The following is a 17,230-nucleotide window of genomic DNA, read 5'->3' on the forward strand; positions in this document are numbered from 1 at the left end:
AACATTATGCACAAATGGATAATAAATATTCTAGCAGGATTAAATATTATACCATTGGCTAATTCGCAAACGTCTCTTACTAAACAAGAATTGTAAAAAGACCTTGGGCTATATATACTATCCAAGGTTTTATACCGTATTGTCTGTAGGTAAACTTTATTTTTACATTTGAGTTTTGCATAAGTGTGAACTTTTTGTGTATCAACACGGTTTACTTAGATAGTTCCATCGAAATTCATTTTGATGGGTTTTAGAAAAACAAGTAGATGAGCTCCTTAGTGGGCAAGATGGGCAAGTAACTGTGAAAAAGCAAAGACCTGTAAATCTAGATCTAACAACTATATCTATGCCGGCAACGGCTAAAGCATCAATTTTTCACCGCGTCACCGGTGTTGCATTATTTTTTGCTTTAACGTTTGTCATTTGGGCTTGGTCTGAGTCTCTTTCTTCTGCGGAAGGTTTTGAATTCGTCAAGGGTCTGTTCAGCGGATTCATTGCCAAATTCATAGCATGGGGCACCATTTCTGTATTGGCGTATCACTTAATCGGTGGTATCCGTCACATCATTATGGACATGGGTCACTGGGAAGAACTTGAATCAGGTAACTTCAGCGCTAAAGTTGCATTAGCTTTAGGTGTTGTAGCTGCAATTCTAGCAGGAGTGTGGATATGGTTTTAAATCAAGCAACTCTTAAACGTGATGGTGTACAAGATTTCGTATCACTACGTACAACAGCATTAATCATCAGCGCTTACGCGATTTTTATTGTTGGCTATTTTTTATGTACACCAGAAGTCACTTTTGAAGCCTGGCAAGGCCTATTCTCTAACCTAGCAATGAAAGGGTTTACACTAATTACCCTAGTTTGCATCATGGTTCACACCCGTATCGGTCTTTGGCAAGTTCTTACGGACTATGTTAAAAACGCGAAATTACGTGCTGTTTTAGGCTTTGTATTAAACCTTATGGCTGTTGCTTACGTAGCAATTGGTCTAATCGTTTTATGGGGTGTTTAAGTGAATTATTCTGTTCGTGAATTTGACGCTGTAGTGATTGGTGCCGGTGGTGCGGGTATGCGCGCTGCACTAGCTATCACTGAATCAGGCAAAACCTGTGCACTTATCTCAAAAGTTTTCCCTACACGTTCTCACACTGTGTCTGCACAGGGTGGTATTACGGTTGCGCTGGGTAACTCACATGAAGATAACTGGGAATGGCACATGTACGATACGGTTAAAGGTTCCGATTTCATCGGTGACCAAGACGCTATCGAATATATGTGTAAAACAGGTCCAGAAGCTATTACTGAATTAGAAAACATGGGTTTACCATTTTCTCGTTTTGAAAATGGCCGTGTTTATCAACGTCCTTTCGGCGGTCAGTCGAAAAACTTTGGTGGTGAACAAGCTGCACGTACTGCAGCAGCAGCTGACCGTACAGGTCACGCGCTATTACACTGTCTTTACCAGCAAAACGTTAAAAACAAAACAAACGTATTCTCTGAGTGGTATGCACTAGATTTAGTTAAGAATAGCGACGGTCACGTTGTAGGTTGTACAGCAATCGACATCGAGTCTGGCGAAGTTGTTTATTTCAAATCTAAAGCTGTTGTACTAGCAACAGGTGGTGCAGGTCGTATCTTCGCATCAACAACAAATGCTCACATCAATACAGGTGACGGCGTTGGTATGGCAACACGTGCTGGTGTTGCAATGCAAGATATGGAAATGTGGCAGTTCCACCCAACAGGTATCGCCGGCGCTGGTGTACTTGTAACTGAAGGTTGTCGTGGTGAAGGTGGTTATCTTCTAAATAAAGACGGCGAACGCTTCATGGAACGTTATGCACCAAACGCGAAAGACTTAGCATCTCGTGACGTTGTTGCTCGTTCAATGATGACTGAGATCCGTGAAGGTCGTGGTTGCGATGGTCCTTACGGTCCACACATCAAGCTTAAGCTTGACCACTTAGGTGAAGAAACACTTAACCTACGTCTTCCAGGCGTATGTGACCTTGCGAAAACATTCGCACACGTTGATCCGGCAAAAGAGCCAATCCCAGTTATCCCAACATGTCACTACATGATGGGTGGTGTTCCAACTAACGTGAATGGTCAAGCATTACAAGTTGATGCAAATGGTCAAGAAAAAGTAGTTGAAGGTTTATTCGCTGTTGGTGAGATTGCGTGTGTATCTGTACACGGTGCTAACCGCCTAGGTGGTAACTCGCTACTTGACTTAGTTGTATTTGGCCGTGCGGCTGGTAACTTCCTAGGCAAATACCTAAACGGTGTTGAAGCAGGTAAAGATGCGTCTGAATCAGACCTTGAAGCATCACTTGCACGCTTTAACCGTTGGGAAAGCTCTAAAGTTGGCCAAGGTGAAGACCCAGTTCAAATCAAGAAAGACTTACAAATGTGTATGCAACTTAACTTCTCGGTATTCCGTGAAGGTGATGCAATGGCAACAGGTCTTAAAGAGCTTAAAGAAATTCGTGAACGTCTTCAGTACGCTCGTCTTGACGACAAGTCAACTGAGTTCAACACTGCACGTATCGAATGTTTAGAGCTAGACAACTTGATGGAAACAGCTTACTCAACAGCAGTAGCTGCTAACTTCCGTACAGAAAGCCGTGGTGCTCACTCTCGTTTTGACTACCCAGATCGTGATGACGAAAACTGGTTATGTCACTCAATCTACGATCCTACGACCGAAGAAATGAGCAAACGTGATGTAAACTACGCGCCGAAACTGCGTGAAGCTTTCCCACCTAAAGCACGTACATACTAGGAGCGAGACGATGGCACAAGTACAATTTTCGGTTTATCGTTACAATCCAGATGTTGATAATGCACCACGTATGCAAGACTTCTCGCTAGAAACGCAAGAAGGCCAAGATATGATGGTATTGGATGCGCTTATGCAATTGAAAGAGCAAGATCCAACATTATCATTCCGTCGTTCATGCCGTGAAGGTGTGTGTGGTTCAGACGGTATCAACATGAATGGTAAAAATGGTTTAGCGTGTATTACGCCTTTATCAACGCTACTTAAAGGTGGCAAAGGTAAAATCGTAATTCGCCCATTACCAGGTTTACCTGTGGTACGTGACCTTGTTATTGACATGAGTCAGTTCTACACTCAATACGAAAAAGTTAAGCCTTACCTAATCAACGACACTCCAGCGGCGGGTGAGCGTCTTCAGTCAATCGAAGAACGTGATAAGTTAGATGGCTTATATGAGTGTATCTTATGTGCATGTTGTTCAACATCGTGTCCTTCGTTCTGGTGGAATCCAGACAAGTTCATCGGTCCTGCGGGTCTTCTTCATGCGTATCGTTTCTTGGCTGATAGCCGCGATACAGCAACTGAAGAGCGTCTTGCTGACCTTGACGATGCGTTCAGCGTGTTCCGTTGTCACAGTATCATGAACTGTGTTAGCGTGTGTCCAAAAGGTCTTAACCCGACCAAAGCAATTGGACAAATCAAATCAATGCTTTTAAACCGCGCTGTTTAAAGCTTGAATATGTAAGGTGGTTAAGTGATTAACCACCTTGTTTTTACAACAATTAATTTCTGCGCTAAAGAAAAGGGCTTATAAATGCACGAAGGTGTGATGAAGGCATGGCTAGAATCTTCTCACTTAAACGGCGGTAACGTTGCTTACGTAGAAGAGCTTTATGAAGCGTACTTAGATGATGCGACTTCTGTGCCAGAAGAATGGCGAGAAGTGTTCGAACAATTACCAAAAGTTGATGGTGTGGATGTTGACGTTAAACATTCAGAAGTTCGTTCACAATTTGCACAGCTTGCTAAAAACAAGCATAGAGAAGTAGTGGTAGCAGAGGGTGGCTCTGGTGATCCTAAACAGGTCAAAGTGCTACAACTGATTAATGCTTTCCGTTTCCGTGGTCACCAAAATGCCAACCTAGATCCATTAGGGATTTGGCAACGCGAACGTGTTCGTGATCTTGAATTAGAGTACCACGAATTATCTGAAGCTGATTTTGACCGTGAATTCAATGTGGGTTCGTTTGCTGTCGGTCGCGAAACCATGCCATTAGGTGAGCTATATCAAGCGCTTAAAACGACTTATTGTGGGTCGGTTGGTGCTGAATATATGCACATCACTTCAACTGAAGAAAAGCGTTGGTTACAACAACGTTTAGAATCAGTGCAATCACGTCCAACCTTCTCAAAAGAAGAAAAGCTACGTATCCTTAAAGGATTAACAGCTGCAGATGGCCTTGAAAAATACCTAGGGGCTAAGTTCCCTGGTGCAAAACGTTTCTCACTTGAAGGTGGTGATGCGTTAGTACCAATGCTTAAAGAACTTATTCATCGTGCAGGTGAAAGCGGACAAAAAGAAGCTGTTATTGGTATGGCTCACCGCGGTCGCTTGAACGTACTAGTGAACGTATTAGGTAAAAACCCATCAGAATTATTCGATGAGTTCGCTGGTAAACACAAAGACACATTAAGCTCAGGTGATGTTAAATATCACATGGGTTATTCATCTGACTTTGCAACTAAGGGCGGCAACGTGCACATGGCACTTGCATTTAACCCTTCTCACTTAGAAATCGTTAACCCAGTAGTTATGGGTTCGGTACGTGCGCGTTTAGACCGTCTAGGTGACAAGTCAGGTATTAAAGCTTTACCAATTACTATTCACGGTGACTCTGCAATCGCAGGTCAAGGTGTTGTACAAGAAACATTTAACTTATCGCAAACTAATGCATTTAGTTGTGGTGGTAGTATCCGTATCGTTGTTAATAACCAAGTTGGTTTCACAACGTCTAAGCAGTCTGATGTACGTTCTACACCATACTGTACTGATATTGCGAAAATGGTTCAGGCACCAATTTTCCACGTTAACTCTGATGACCCAGAAGCGGTTGCATTTGTAACTCAAATCGCTCTTGATTTCAGAAATCAGTTTAAACGTGATGTAGTGATTGATTTAGTATGTTATCGCCGTCATGGTCATAACGAAGCGGATGAGCCGAATGCGACTCAACCACTTATGTACCAAAAAATCAAAAAACACCCAGTTCCTCGTTTAATTTACGCAGATCAACTTGTTGCTGAAGGTTCATTCTCTGAAGATGAAATTAAAGCACTAGCAGATGATTACCGTAATGGCTTAGACAAAGGCAACTGTGTTGTTGAAGAAATTCAGCTAGAAACATCACACTCTTCTGATTGGGCAAAATTTGTTGGCCACGATTGGGATGTTGAGTACGATGCAACAGTGTCTGTTGAAAAGTTAAAAGAACTTGGTGAAAAGGTCGCAAACTACCCAGAAAGCCACAAAGCTCAGTCTCGTGTTAAGAAAATCTACGATGACCGTAAGCTAATGGCAACAGGCGAAAAAGCGCTTGATTGGGGTATGGCCGAAACACTTGCTTATGCAACACTTGTTGATGCAGGTACTGATATTCGTTTAACAGGTCAAGACTCAGGCCGTGGTACATTCTTCCACCGTCATGCTGTAATCCATAACCAAAAAGACGCTTCAACTTACTTGCCGCTGCAAAATATCAGCGAAAAGCAAGGTGCGTTTGAAGTATTCGACTCTGTACTTTCAGAAGAAGCGGTACTTGCATTTGAATACGGTTACGCAACAGCTGAACCGACTTCACTTGTTATGTGGGAAGCGCAGTTTGGTGACTTCGCTAACGGTGCACAAGTTGTTTTCGACCAATTCTTAAGTTCAGGTGAGCAGAAGTGGGGCCGTTTATGTGGTCTTACATGTTTACTTCCACATGGTTATGAAGGTCAAGGTCCTGAGCATAGCTCGGCACGTCTTGAGCGTTTCTTACAATTGTGTGCTGATCACAATATGCAAGTTTGTGTGCCTTCAACACCTGCGCAAGTTTATGCAATGCTACGTCGCCAATCTGTACGTCCACTTCGTCGTCCATTGATTGTTATGACACCTAAGTCATTACTTCGTCATCCGCTGGCAACATCAACACTTGAAGAGTTATCGGAAGGTGTGTTCCACAACATGATCGACGAAATCGATGATATTGCAGCAGACAAAGTAGAACGCGTTGTATTCTGTAGCGGTAAAGTTTATTACGAGCTACTGCAAGAGCGTCGCAAGCTTGAATTAAATAACATTGCTATTGTTCGTGTAGAACAATTATATCCATTCCCACATGCTGAAATGGATACAATCATGCAACGTTACCAACACGTAAAAGATTTTGTTTGGTGTCAAGAAGAGCCACAAAACCAAGGTGCATGGTATTGTTCTCAACATCATTTTGTTGATGCAATCCCAGCGGGTGCTAAATTAACTTACGCAGGTCGTAAAGCATCAGCATCACCGGCGTGTGGTTACATGTCAGTGCATAATAAAGAACAACAAGCGCTCGTTGCTGATGCGCTTACTATTGAAAAGAAAGGATAAGCAATGAGCACAGAAATTAAAGTTCCTGTACTTCCTGAGTCGGTTGCTGATGCTACAGTTGCAACATGGCACGTAAGTGTTGGCGACAAAGTAAGCCGCGACCAAAACTTAGTAGATATCGAAACAGATAAAGTTGTTTTAGAAGTTGTTGCACCAAATGACGGTGTGATCACTGAAATTTCACAAGAAGAAGGTGCAACGGTACTTGGCGAACAAGTAATTGCATTACTTGGTGATGCAGATGCTGCACCAGCAAGTGATAGTGCACCAGCTAAATCAGAAGACGCGCCAGCGGCGCAATCAGCACCAGCATCAGAAGGTAAAGAAGTGGACATTAAAGTACCTGTACTTCCAGAATCAGTCGCAGACGCGACAATTGCTACTTGGCACGTTCAACCAGGTGAAGCGGTAACTCGCGATCAAAACCTAGTTGACATCGAAACTGATAAAGTTGTTCTTGAAGTTGTTGCTCAAGAAGACGGTATCATGGGTGAGCACATTCACGCTGAAGGCGAAACAGTACTTGGTGAGCAAGTAATTGGTACAGTTAAAGCGGGTGCAGCACCAGCAGCAGCTCCTAAAGCTGAAGCAGCACCAGCAAGCGATTCAAGCGACAGCTCTGACGTTTTAACACCGTCAGTACGCCGTTTAATTGCTGAGAAAGGTCTTGATGCATCTAAAATCAAAGGTACAGGCAAAAACGGTCGTGTAACTAAAGAAGATGTTGATACATTCTTAAAAGCACCTGCAGCAGCACCAAAAGCTGAAGCAGCAGCGCCAGCAGCACCTATGGGTGACCGTACGCAAAAACGTGTTCCTATGACACGTTTACGTAAAACAATTGCTAATCGTCTTCTTGAAGCGAAAAACTCAACTGCAATGTTAACGACGTTCAACGAAGTTAATATGAAGCCAATCATGGATCTTCGTAAGCAGTACCAAGAAGTATTTGAAAAGCGTCACGGTATCCGTTTAGGTTTCATGTCTTTCTACGTGAAAGCTGTAACTGAAGCACTTAAGCGTTTCCCTGAAGTTAATGCGTCTATTGACGGTGATGATATTGTTTATCACAACTACTTCGACATCAGCATCGCGGTTTCTACACCTCGTGGTCTTGTGACACCAGTTCTTAAAGATTGTGACAAACTTTCAGTTGCTGAAATCGAAAAAGGTATCCGTGAGCTTGCGATTAAAGGTCGTGACGGTAAATTATCTATCGAAGATATGACAGGTGGTAACTTCACAATTACTAACGGTGGTGTGTTCGGTTCATTACTATCTACACCAATTATCAACTTACCACAGTCTTCAATCTTAGGTATGCACAAAATCCAAGATCGTCCAATGGCTGTAAATGGTAAAGTTGAAATCTTACCAATGATGTATTTAGCGTTATCTTACGATCACCGTCAAATCGATGGTAAAGAATCAGTAGGCTTCCTAGTAACAATTAAAGAGTTACTTGAAGATCCAACTCGTTTACTACTAGATGTTTAATCTGGTTGTATAAAAACTAAGCTGTGAACCTCGTTCACAGCTTTTTTTGCGCCTTTGGTCTAACTGGGGTTTTCATGTGGAGCCTTGGGATTTATACTAAGTGCGCAATTTGGGATAGCTGGCTATTTGCATAAATATTCAGCTCTTTTAGTATAAAAAATTGGATAAAGCATCATGAATTTGCATGAGTATCAGGCAAAACAACTTTTTGCCGAATATGGTTTACCAGTTTCTCAAGGTTTCGCTTGCGATACACCTGAAGAAGCTGCAGCAGCTGCTGAGAAAATCGGCGGTGATATGTGGGTTGTTAAAACACAGGTTCACGCAGGTGGCCGTGGTAAAGCTGGCGGTGTTAAGCTAGTTAAAACAATCGACGAAGTTAAAGAGTTCGTCGCGAACTGGTTAGGTAAAAACTTAGTTACTTACCAAACAGACGAAAATGGTCAGCCAGTAGCTAAAATCCTTGTTGAAAGCTGCACTGACATCGCTAACGAATTATACCTTGGCGCTGTAGTAGATCGTGCTTCTCGTAAAGTTGTTTTCATGGCATCTACTGAAGGTGGTGTTGAAATCGAGCAAGTTGCAGAAGAAACTCCAGAATTAATTCACAAAGCTGAGATCGATCCGCTAGTTGGTCCTCAAGCTTACCAAGCTCGTGAATTAGGTTTCAAACTAGGTTTAAACCCTACTCAAATGAAACAGTTCGTTAAGATCTTCATGGGTCTTGCAAACATGTTCAACGATTTCGATTTCGCATTATTAGAAATCAACCCGCTAGTAATCACAGACGAAGGTAACCTTCACTGTCTAGACGGTAAAATCGGTGTAGATGGTAACGCGCTTTACCGTCAACCTAAAATCCGTGAAATGCACGATCCTTCACAAGAAGACGCGCGTGAAGCTCACGCTGCAAGCTTCGAGCTTAACTACGTTGCACTAGACGGTAATGTTGGTTGTATGGTTAACGGTGCAGGCCTAGCGATGGGTACAATGGACATCGTAAACCTACACGGTGGTAAGCCAGCTAACTTCCTAGATGTTGGTGGTGGTGCTACTAAAGAGCGTGTATCTGAAGCATTCAAGATCATCTTATCTGACGACAACGTTAAAGCAGTTTTAGTTAACATCTTTGGTGGTATCGTACGTTGTGACATGATCGCTGAAGGTATCATTGGCGCAGTTAAAGAAGTAGGCGTAAACGTTCCTGTAGTAGTACGTTTAGAAGGTACTAACGCTGAACTAGGTCGTGAAGTACTTGCTAAGTCTGACCTTAACATCATCGCTGCTGAATCACTAACAGACGCAGCTGAGAAAGTTGTTGCTGCTGCGGAGGGCAAATAATGTCTGTATTAATCAATAAAGATACAAAGGTTATCTGTCAAGGTTTCACAGGTGGTCAAGGTACTTTCCACTCTGAGCAAGCGCTTGAGTACGGTACACAAATGGTTGGTGGTGTAAGCCCAGGTAAAGGCGGTCAAACGCACCTTGGTCTTCCAGTATTCAACACAGTACGTGACGCTGTTGAAGCAACTGGCGCAACTGCATCAGTTATCTACGTACCAGCACCTTTCTGTAAAGATGCAATCTTAGAAGCTATCGATGCTGGCATCGAGCTAATCGTTTGTATCACTGAAGGTATCCCAACACTAGACATGGTTGACGTTAAAGTTAAGCTTGAAGAAACTGGTGTTCGTATGATCGGTCCTAACTGCCCAGGTGTTATCACTCCGGGTGAAACTAAGATCGGTATCATGCCTGGTCACATCCACAAGCCTGGTAAAGTAGGTATCGTATCACGTTCTGGTACTTTAACTTACGAAGCGGTTAAGCAAACTACTGACGCTGGTTTCGGCCAATCAACATGTGTTGGTATCGGTGGTGACCCAATCCCTGGTACTAACTTCATCGACGTTTTAGAAATGTTCGAAAAAGACGAGCAAACTGAAGCTATCGTTATGATCGGTGAAATCGGTGGTACTGCAGAAGAAGAAGCTGCAGAATACATCAAGCACAACGTGACTAAACCTGTTGTTTCTTACATTGCGGGTGTTACTGCACCTCCAGGTAAGCGTATGGGTCACGCAGGTGCAATCATCGCAGGCGGTAAAGGTACTGCTGATGAGAAATTTGCTGCATTAGAAGCTGCTGGCGTAAAAACTGTACGTTCACTAGCTGATATCGGTGCTGCACTTAAAGAGAAAACAGGCTGGTAATCAGTTCTGAACTCTTAAAAAAGGCTCGCTTATGCGGGCCTTTTTTGTATCTATCACTTTCTTATAACCCGCACGAAAATTCCGCCTACAAATTAAGAATAATAATGCTTTATTTGTGAATATAAATTCTCTACACTTGTGGCTTGTATAGTTGTTTTTATTAAAACATTCGACTTTAATAAGGTAAATATTACGTGCGTACCACAGAATTGGTAGATGGATTTCGCCAGTCAACCCCTTATGTAAATGCTCACAGAGGCAAAACATTCGTTGTCATGCTTGGTGGTGAGGCGATTGACCAGTCTGGTTGTCGCAGTATCATCAATGATATTGCGCTTTTAACGAGTCTTGGTATTAAGATTGTTTTAGTGTTTGGTGCTCGCCCACAGTTTAATGCCGCGCTTGAGCAAGTTGGCATAACTAGTCAGTTTCACAATGAGATACGTGTGACCGATAACGAAACGTTTGATGTAATAAAAAAAGTCGCCGGTGCAATGCAATTTGACATCACAGCACGCTTATCGACATCTTTGAGTAGTACACCAATGTCGGGTTCTTTCTTAAATGTTGTCAGCGGTAATTTTGTTATTGCCCAACCCTTAGGTGTTGATGAAGGTGTCGATTACCATCACTCAGGAAGAGTGAGACGCATTGACGTTGCAGGCATTCGCCATCAGCTAAATAACAACGGTATCGTGTTACTCGGTCCGATTGCAGCATCAGTGACAGGTGAAAGCTTTAACTTAACAGCAGAAGAAATTGCCACACAAGTAGCGTTAAAACTGCGTGCCGATAAGATGCTAGGCTTTTGTCAAGAGGCCGGTATTTTGGATGAAAATGGCGAAGCAATCGCTGAGCTTATGCCCAATGAAGCAGAGCATGTATTAGCGAATTATCGCAATCAACCAGATTCATGTTTAAGTGCAACCGTGTTCTTACAAGCAGCGATTGATGCGTGTCGTGGTGGTGTACATCGCTGTCACTTAGTTAGTTACAAAGAAGACGGCGCATTACTTCAAGAGTTGTTCTCTTTAGATGGGATCGGTACGCAAATCGCGCCGCAAAGCTCTGAGCAATTACGAAGTGCAAGTATCTCTGATATCACGGGGATTATTAACCTTATCAGGCCACTTGAAGAGCAGGGCTATTTAGTGCGTCGTTCGCGTGAGCAACTTGAAATCGAAATTGAGCAATTTACAGTAATTGAGCGTGATGGCCTTATCATTGCTTGTGCAGCTTTGTATCCGTTTGCAGATGAACAAGTAGGGGAATTTGCAAGTTTGGCTGTTCACCCTCAGTACCGAGATGCCGACCGCGGCAGTTATCTACTGAGGTTTATTATTAACAAGGCTAAACGTGCAGGTTATTCGCATTTATTTGCCTTAACAACACGCAGCATCCACTGGTTTTTAGAGCAGAGTTTTGAATTGGTAACAGTCGATGAGTTGCCAGCTAAGAAAAAAGCGCTTTATAACTATGAGCGACGTTCTAAGGTATTGCGATTAGACCTTACTAAGTTAAGTAAAAACCGTTAATTAAAAGGTGACGCAAGCGCGTCACCCCTCATTGTTATTCATTAATATTGATAATTTATGTGCTGATAAAAACGCACACGTAAATCTTGGCGAGTCGGATTAAACGCCAGTTCATCGGTTACTTCATTTATGGCACTTTGTACTTGATTCATAAACTTGCCATAACCAATGTCATGCTTGTCTTTATCTGCTGCTGCAATCACAAAATGTAGCGCATCAACAAGTTGATTTGCATCCCAATACTGTTGTAACTGTACTTGTTCAGTACTGCAATCAAAGGTTAGTTTTTGCAGTTCACTATTACTTTGTGCGTTATCAATATTGCTATTACGCACAATCGGGCGTGTACCATTTGCGATGAATGCGCCTAGGGTTAAAGCGCGTTTATCACATGCACGTTTGAATGCATCAAAGATGTATTGATAAAACTGCGTGTAATTTTCTTCATTCAACATATGTTGAAATTGCGTTTTAATGGCACGTGTAACAGGAATTGAAAAACCTGCATAGGTCATTTCGCTGTGCTCTGTTGGTAAATGACATTGGCGAGACTGATAGCGTGGGTATAAGCTACGTAATTTATAGCCATAGCTTTCTTTGTGACCTTTTGCTTTGGCAAATAAATCATAAGTTAGATGTTGATGATCGCGAATTTTAAGCGGTGGTTGGCCGCTTAATAGTTTTTCTTGTAATGAGTTAATCACTCTTTGCACATTATGATGAAAACTTGCTGCATGTGCACGAATATCTTCACCGGTTGCTAAGAATAATAAACGTATTTTTTTGCATCTAACTTCACCATCGGCAAAAACGTTATGTGCTTCATGGTATTGCGGATTGTAGAAAAATAAAATCTGCTTAGCGGTTTCTAAACTGTATGCTTCATCATGGTAACGAACCACAGGTAGTTTATCGTTTGCGATTAAATGTACGTTATGCAATTCATACTCATCACATAGCGCAAATAATTCCCTTGCAAGACGCTTATAAGCGCAGCTCACATTAGTAAACTGGGCAAAAAACTCATCAGTAGGTTTAAATTCAACTAACACATACTGGTTTGCACGTGCTGAGCTTGGAATATAGACTCGGTGTTGATTGAGCGAAGCCATCTTTTTTCCTTATTGGTAATGAAACTGACGGCACTATATCGCTAGTCAATGATCATTTTATTGCGTTAGAACAATTTTTTTACCGATTTTGTCGAGTCTGTGAACTATGTATTCAAGAATCGACTTATTATCTTCAATAAACATGGTTCAACTACTGTATGTTAGGGTTTGTTTTTGTAATAATGCAGTAGTTTTGTCACCATGCAATATTCAGAGGATTATGCTCCTATGGCGGAAATTGAGAATCGCCCAAGTAACTTTATTAGAACGCGTATTGATGAAGATCTCGCAAGCGGTAAGCATGCGACTACGCACACGCGTTTTCCACCAGAACCAAACGGTTTCTTACACATTGGTCATGCAAAGTCGATTTGCTTAAACTTTGGTATTGCCAAAGATTATCAAGGTCTTTGTAATTTACGTTTTGATGATACTAACCCAGAAAAAGAAGACATCAATTACGTAAACTCAATTAAAGAAGATGTGCAGTGGTTAGGTTTCCAGTGGGATGGTGAAATCAAATATTCATCTAACTATTTCGATGCGTTATACGGCTATGCTGTTGAGCTAATCGAAAAACGCCTTGCGTATGTGTGTTTCTTGTCACCAGAGCAAGCACGTGAATACCGTGGAACATTAAAAGAGCCAGGTAAAAACAGCCCTTACCGTGATACACCGATTGAAGAAAACTTAGCGCTTTTTGAAAAAATGCGTAATGGTGAATTCAAAGAAGGCGAGTGTGTACTGCGTGCAAAAATCGATATGGCTAGCTCGTTTATCGTTTTACGTGACCCGATTTTATACCGTGTACGTTTTGCACATCATCACCAAACGGGTGACAAGTGGTGCATCTACCCAATGTATGACTTCACGCACTGTATCTCTGATGCGTTAGAAGGTATCACACATTCATTATGTACTCTTGAGTTCCAAGATAACCGTCGTTTATACGATTGGGTATTAGATAACATCAGCCTTGAATGTCATCCTCAACAAATCGAGTTTTCACGTTTAAACCTTGAATACACGATTATGTCAAAGCGTAAATTAAACGACTTAGTGGTTAATGGTCATGTTGAAGGCTGGGACGATCCGCGTATGCCAACGATTGCTGGTTTGCGTCGTCGCGGTTATACACCTGCATCAGTACGTGAATTCTGTTCTCGCATCGGTATCACCAAGCAAGAAAACATGGTTGAAATGGGTATGCTTGAAGCGTGTATCCGTGAAGATCTTAATGAGCATGCACCGCGTGCAATGGCTGTTCTTGATCCGGTGAAGATTGTTATCGAAAACTATGATGCAGATAAAGTAGAAACTTTATCTGTAGCAAACCACCCGAATAAAGAAGAAATGGGTCGCCGTGATGTGCCTTTCACTCGTGAACTGTATATCGAGCGTGAAGATTTCCGTGAAGAGGCAAACAACAAGTTCAAACGTTTAGTGCTTGATAAAGAAGTACGTTTACGTGGTGCTTATGTAATTAAAGCTGAGCGTGTTGAAAAAGACGAAAACGGCGAAATCACGACTATTTTCTGCTCATATGATCCAGAAACACTGGGTAAAAACCCGAGCGATGGTCGTAAAGTTAAAGGTGTTATTCACTGGGTTTCAGCGAGTGAGTCAATTACTGCAGAAGTTCGTTTATACGACCGCTTATTCAACGTACCAAACCCAGCTGCTGCTGAAGACTTCAATGCAACGTTAAACCCTGAATCACTTGTGGTTCTTGCTAACGCGAAACTTGAACCGTCACTTGTTAATGCACAAGCAGAGCAGGGCTTCCAGTTTGAACGTATGGGTTACTTCTGTCGTGATAACAAAGCCGACTCATTAGTATTCAATCAAACTGTGGGTCTTCGTGATTCATGGGCGAAGATTGAACAAAAAGGCTAATAGCTAATCTATTAAGTTTCTAAACTTAATAAAAAACCCTTTCACTTTTAAAGTGAAAGGGTTTTTTTATAACCATTAAAAGCGATTAGAAATAACCGCGAATACCCAAGCTGAAGTTACGACCAGGTAATGGTGCTTTTTCTTTAATAAATGAACTGTGTACGAAACCTAATTCATCGGTTAAGTTGTCAACATTAATATAAAGCTGTGTATCAACGGGGCCTAAATCAAGTTGGTAGTTAGCTGATGCATCAAACAATGTGTAACCATCTGTTTTTGTTTCATACGCAGTGATGTCAGCTTGCTCAAAGTAATGAGTGCCTGTTAGGCTAAATTGCCAATCAGCTAGTGTGTACTGTAATTCTGAGCCTAGTTTATTAGCTGGAATACGCGGTAAGTAACCTTCATCATCTTTTAGCTTAGCAGTTGTTGAATCGCCAAATACTTTTACTAAGGCACTTGGTGTGACTTGATAGTGCACATCAAATTCAATACCGTATAGTTTTGCGTCTTTACTAGTAAACTGATAAACCGCCATCGCATCTTCATCAGCATCAGTTTGACTGGTTAAGCCATTATCTTCATCGAATGCTAAGCCCGTATTTTGCTGGTAATAGTAGTTTTCAATATCGTTATAGAAAAAGTTAACGGTATAACCAAAGTCACCAATAAAACGACGGAAACTTAAATCAAAGTTGGTTGATGTTTCTTGCTTGATATCTTCAGGTTCAAAATGAATTTCACCGTCTTCGATATGATAGCCAAGACCTAGTTCATAAGTGCCTGTTGCAATATGAACACCATTTGATAGTAATTCAGCACTTAGCGGCGCACGCTCAGAACGAGATACACTTAAAGCAACACTTTGGCCTTCTTGATACTGCCAAATCGCGCCTGCAGATAAGCTAAGGTTAGTGAAATCTTCACTGTAGTTAATGATTTCTGCTTCTTCTTCATCGTGATCTTCTTCTGCTTCATGATCATGATGATGTTCAGCCATGCTAACTGCAGAGTCGATTTGGTAATCTTCAAGACGTGCGCCTAATTCAACGGTAACATCACCAAATTGACGCTCTTCAAGCATGAATAATGCATTTGATTTAGTCACACTTGCAGGTGTAAAGGCTTCTTCACCATCTGCATCATAGTCAGATTCAGTGTAGTGATAACCTGCCATACCGTGCCAAAGACCTAATTTATGCTCAACAGTGGCACGTGCTTCTGTGGTTTTGTTTGAAAACACAGTACCAACAGCACCATCTTCAATTTCAGCATGTTTATAGTCAGTGTAACCAACACGTAATGAGATATTTTCAATCCAATTATCATGCAGCGCATAGCTCATGTAACCTTGCCAACGATCTTGCTCTAATTGTGCAAAAACAGACTCTTCATGTTCTTCTTCATCATGATCAGCCGCTTCTTCTTCATGATGGTGGTGTTCATGTGCTGGAATACCATAGTCAGTTTCGATACGACCATAAGATACACCTAAGGTCAGGTGTTCACCCACATAGCTGGTACCGAAGTTCACATTTTGGCTATCGATAAAGGTGTTTTCAACACTGTTAGCTGTTTCGTGCTCTTCATGATCTTCACCTTCATGTTCGTCGTGTTCCTCGGGAAGCTCGAATGTTGGTGTTTTGTAGTTATGGCCTTTACGCTTAGTACCATCAAAATGGAAGTTGAAGCCATCGTTACCGGTTTCAAGTTTTGCAGCATAGGTGTTGGTATTTGATACTGTATCGTGAGTGTACTGAGCAGCACCGGTTAAAGTATCAATGTTATCGGTTGGAATACGGTTATCAACTACGTTAACCACACCACCAATTGCGCCAGAGCCATAAAGTAGGGTAGCTGGGCCGCGAAGTACTTCGATTTGCTCAGCTGCTAAGCTGTCATTCGATGTTGCGTGATCTGGACCAATACGAGATGCATCGCTGCTATCAAGACCATTTTGAGTGATTTTAACACGTGGACCATCTAAGCCACGAATAATAGGGCTCGAAGATACTGGGCCAAAGTAACTGGCATTAACGCCTGGTAATCCTTTAAGTGTTTCGCCTAGAGTTGGTTTTGCCTTATCTTTTAGTTCATCACCGGCTAAAACATTCACAGGTGAAATCATTTCAAGGCTATTTTTATGAAGTGCAGAGGCATAAACAACCACAGTCTCAACTGAGGTTGGGATAAGTGTAACAACCAGGTTTTGATCTTCACCGTTGATAGCAACGCGTTTATCAATGTAATTGTCTTTACTAATGTGTAGCTGACCTTTGTTGTCTACATCAATTTTAAATTGACCTTGTTTATCGGTGACAACAGATTGAGATTTACCGTGTACGTGTATTTCTGCATTACTGATAGGTTGTTGGTTTTTATCTAATACTTGACCTGTGATCACAGCAGCCATTGTTGATTGGGAAAACAGCGCGACGGCAACAGCACTAGAAAGAATTGAAAGTTGCTTTATCATTACTACTTCTAAGTTTGTTGTTGAGTGTTGTGATATAATATAACACCGCAATTTTTTAACTGCAATAACGTTATACTATA

12 protein-coding genes are annotated in these 17,230 nt (G+C 41.8%); 10 read left to right on the forward strand and 2 right to left on the reverse strand.

The window, feature by feature from the left end:
• The first annotated feature begins 301 nt into the window (after window positions 1-301).
• From sdhC to argA, 9 genes are all read left to right on the forward strand, one after another.
• Window positions 302-679, forward strand: a complete 378-nt coding sequence (gene sdhC, locus P4S60_RS07115) for a succinate dehydrogenase, cytochrome b556 subunit (RefSeq protein WP_082401567.1) — start codon at window positions 302-304, stop codon at window positions 677-679.
• Window positions 670-1,017 carry a succinate dehydrogenase, hydrophobic membrane anchor protein gene (gene sdhD, locus P4S60_RS07120; protein ID WP_063705528.1) on the forward strand — a complete coding sequence of 116 codons (348 nt, stop codon included), beginning with the start codon at window positions 670-672 and terminating at the stop codon, window positions 1,015-1,017. Before sdhC ends, sdhD begins: the two co-directional genes overlap by 10 nt.
• Window positions 1,018-2,790, forward strand: coding sequence for a succinate dehydrogenase flavoprotein subunit (sdhA, locus tag P4S60_RS07125; RefSeq protein WP_337115477.1), 1,773 nt, complete (start codon window positions 1,018-1,020; stop codon window positions 2,788-2,790).
• 10 nt (window positions 2,791-2,800) lie between these two features.
• On the forward strand, window positions 2,801-3,517 hold the full coding sequence (locus P4S60_RS07130; protein ID WP_054551369.1) for a succinate dehydrogenase iron-sulfur subunit: 717 nt from the start codon (window positions 2,801-2,803) through the stop codon (window positions 3,515-3,517).
• Window positions 3,518-3,601: 84 nt separating this feature from the next.
• Window positions 3,602-6,421 carry a 2-oxoglutarate dehydrogenase E1 component gene (locus P4S60_RS07135; RefSeq protein ID WP_119851879.1) on the forward strand — a complete coding sequence of 940 codons (2,820 nt, stop codon included), beginning with the start codon at window positions 3,602-3,604 and terminating at the stop codon, window positions 6,419-6,421.
• Window positions 6,422-6,424: 3 nt separating this feature from the next.
• Window positions 6,425-7,918: a 2-oxoglutarate dehydrogenase complex dihydrolipoyllysine-residue succinyltransferase gene (odhB, locus tag P4S60_RS07140; protein WP_119851878.1), complete on the forward strand. Its 1,494-nt coding sequence runs from the start codon at window positions 6,425-6,427 to the stop codon at window positions 7,916-7,918.
• A 174-nt stretch (window positions 7,919-8,092) separates the two neighbouring features.
• On the forward strand, window positions 8,093-9,259 hold the full coding sequence (sucC, locus tag P4S60_RS07145; RefSeq protein WP_337115478.1) for an ADP-forming succinate--CoA ligase subunit beta: 1,167 nt from the start codon (window positions 8,093-8,095) through the stop codon (window positions 9,257-9,259).
• Complete coding sequence (sucD, locus tag P4S60_RS07150; RefSeq protein WP_063705515.1) at window positions 9,259-10,131, forward strand: succinate--CoA ligase subunit alpha; 873 nt, start codon at window positions 9,259-9,261, stop codon at window positions 10,129-10,131. The genes sucC and sucD overlap by 1 nt, the downstream gene beginning before the upstream one ends.
• Window positions 10,132-10,325: 194 nt before the next feature.
• Complete coding sequence (gene argA, locus P4S60_RS07155) at window positions 10,326-11,666, forward strand: amino-acid N-acetyltransferase (protein WP_337115479.1); 1,341 nt, start codon at window positions 10,326-10,328, stop codon at window positions 11,664-11,666.
• Window positions 11,667-11,707: 41 nt separating this feature from the next.
• Here argA and P4S60_RS07160 read toward each other — a convergent pair whose 3' ends face one another.
• Window positions 11,708-12,778, reverse strand: coding sequence for a DUF3083 family protein (locus P4S60_RS07160; protein WP_337115480.1), 1,071 nt, complete (start codon window positions 12,776-12,778; stop codon window positions 11,708-11,710).
• A gap of 228 nt (window positions 12,779-13,006) precedes the next feature.
• On the opposite strand from P4S60_RS07160, the gene glnS reads away from it, so the two are divergent.
• Window positions 13,007-14,674: a glutamine--tRNA ligase gene (glnS, locus tag P4S60_RS07165; protein WP_337115481.1), complete on the forward strand. Its 1,668-nt coding sequence runs from the start codon at window positions 13,007-13,009 to the stop codon at window positions 14,672-14,674.
• An 85-nt stretch (window positions 14,675-14,759) separates the two neighbouring features.
• Here the strand turns inward: glnS and P4S60_RS07170 are convergent, their stop codons facing one another.
• Entirely contained in the window at window positions 14,760-17,150 is a 2,391-nt protein-coding gene (locus P4S60_RS07170) for a TonB-dependent receptor (RefSeq protein WP_442961763.1), read from the reverse strand.
• Window positions 17,151-17,230: the final 80 nt, after the last annotated feature.

The organism is Pseudoalteromonas sp. Hal040, assembly GCF_037162425.1.
In the GTDB taxonomy this organism is placed as follows: domain Bacteria; phylum Pseudomonadota; class Gammaproteobacteria; order Enterobacterales; family Alteromonadaceae; genus Pseudoalteromonas; species Pseudoalteromonas gelatinilytica.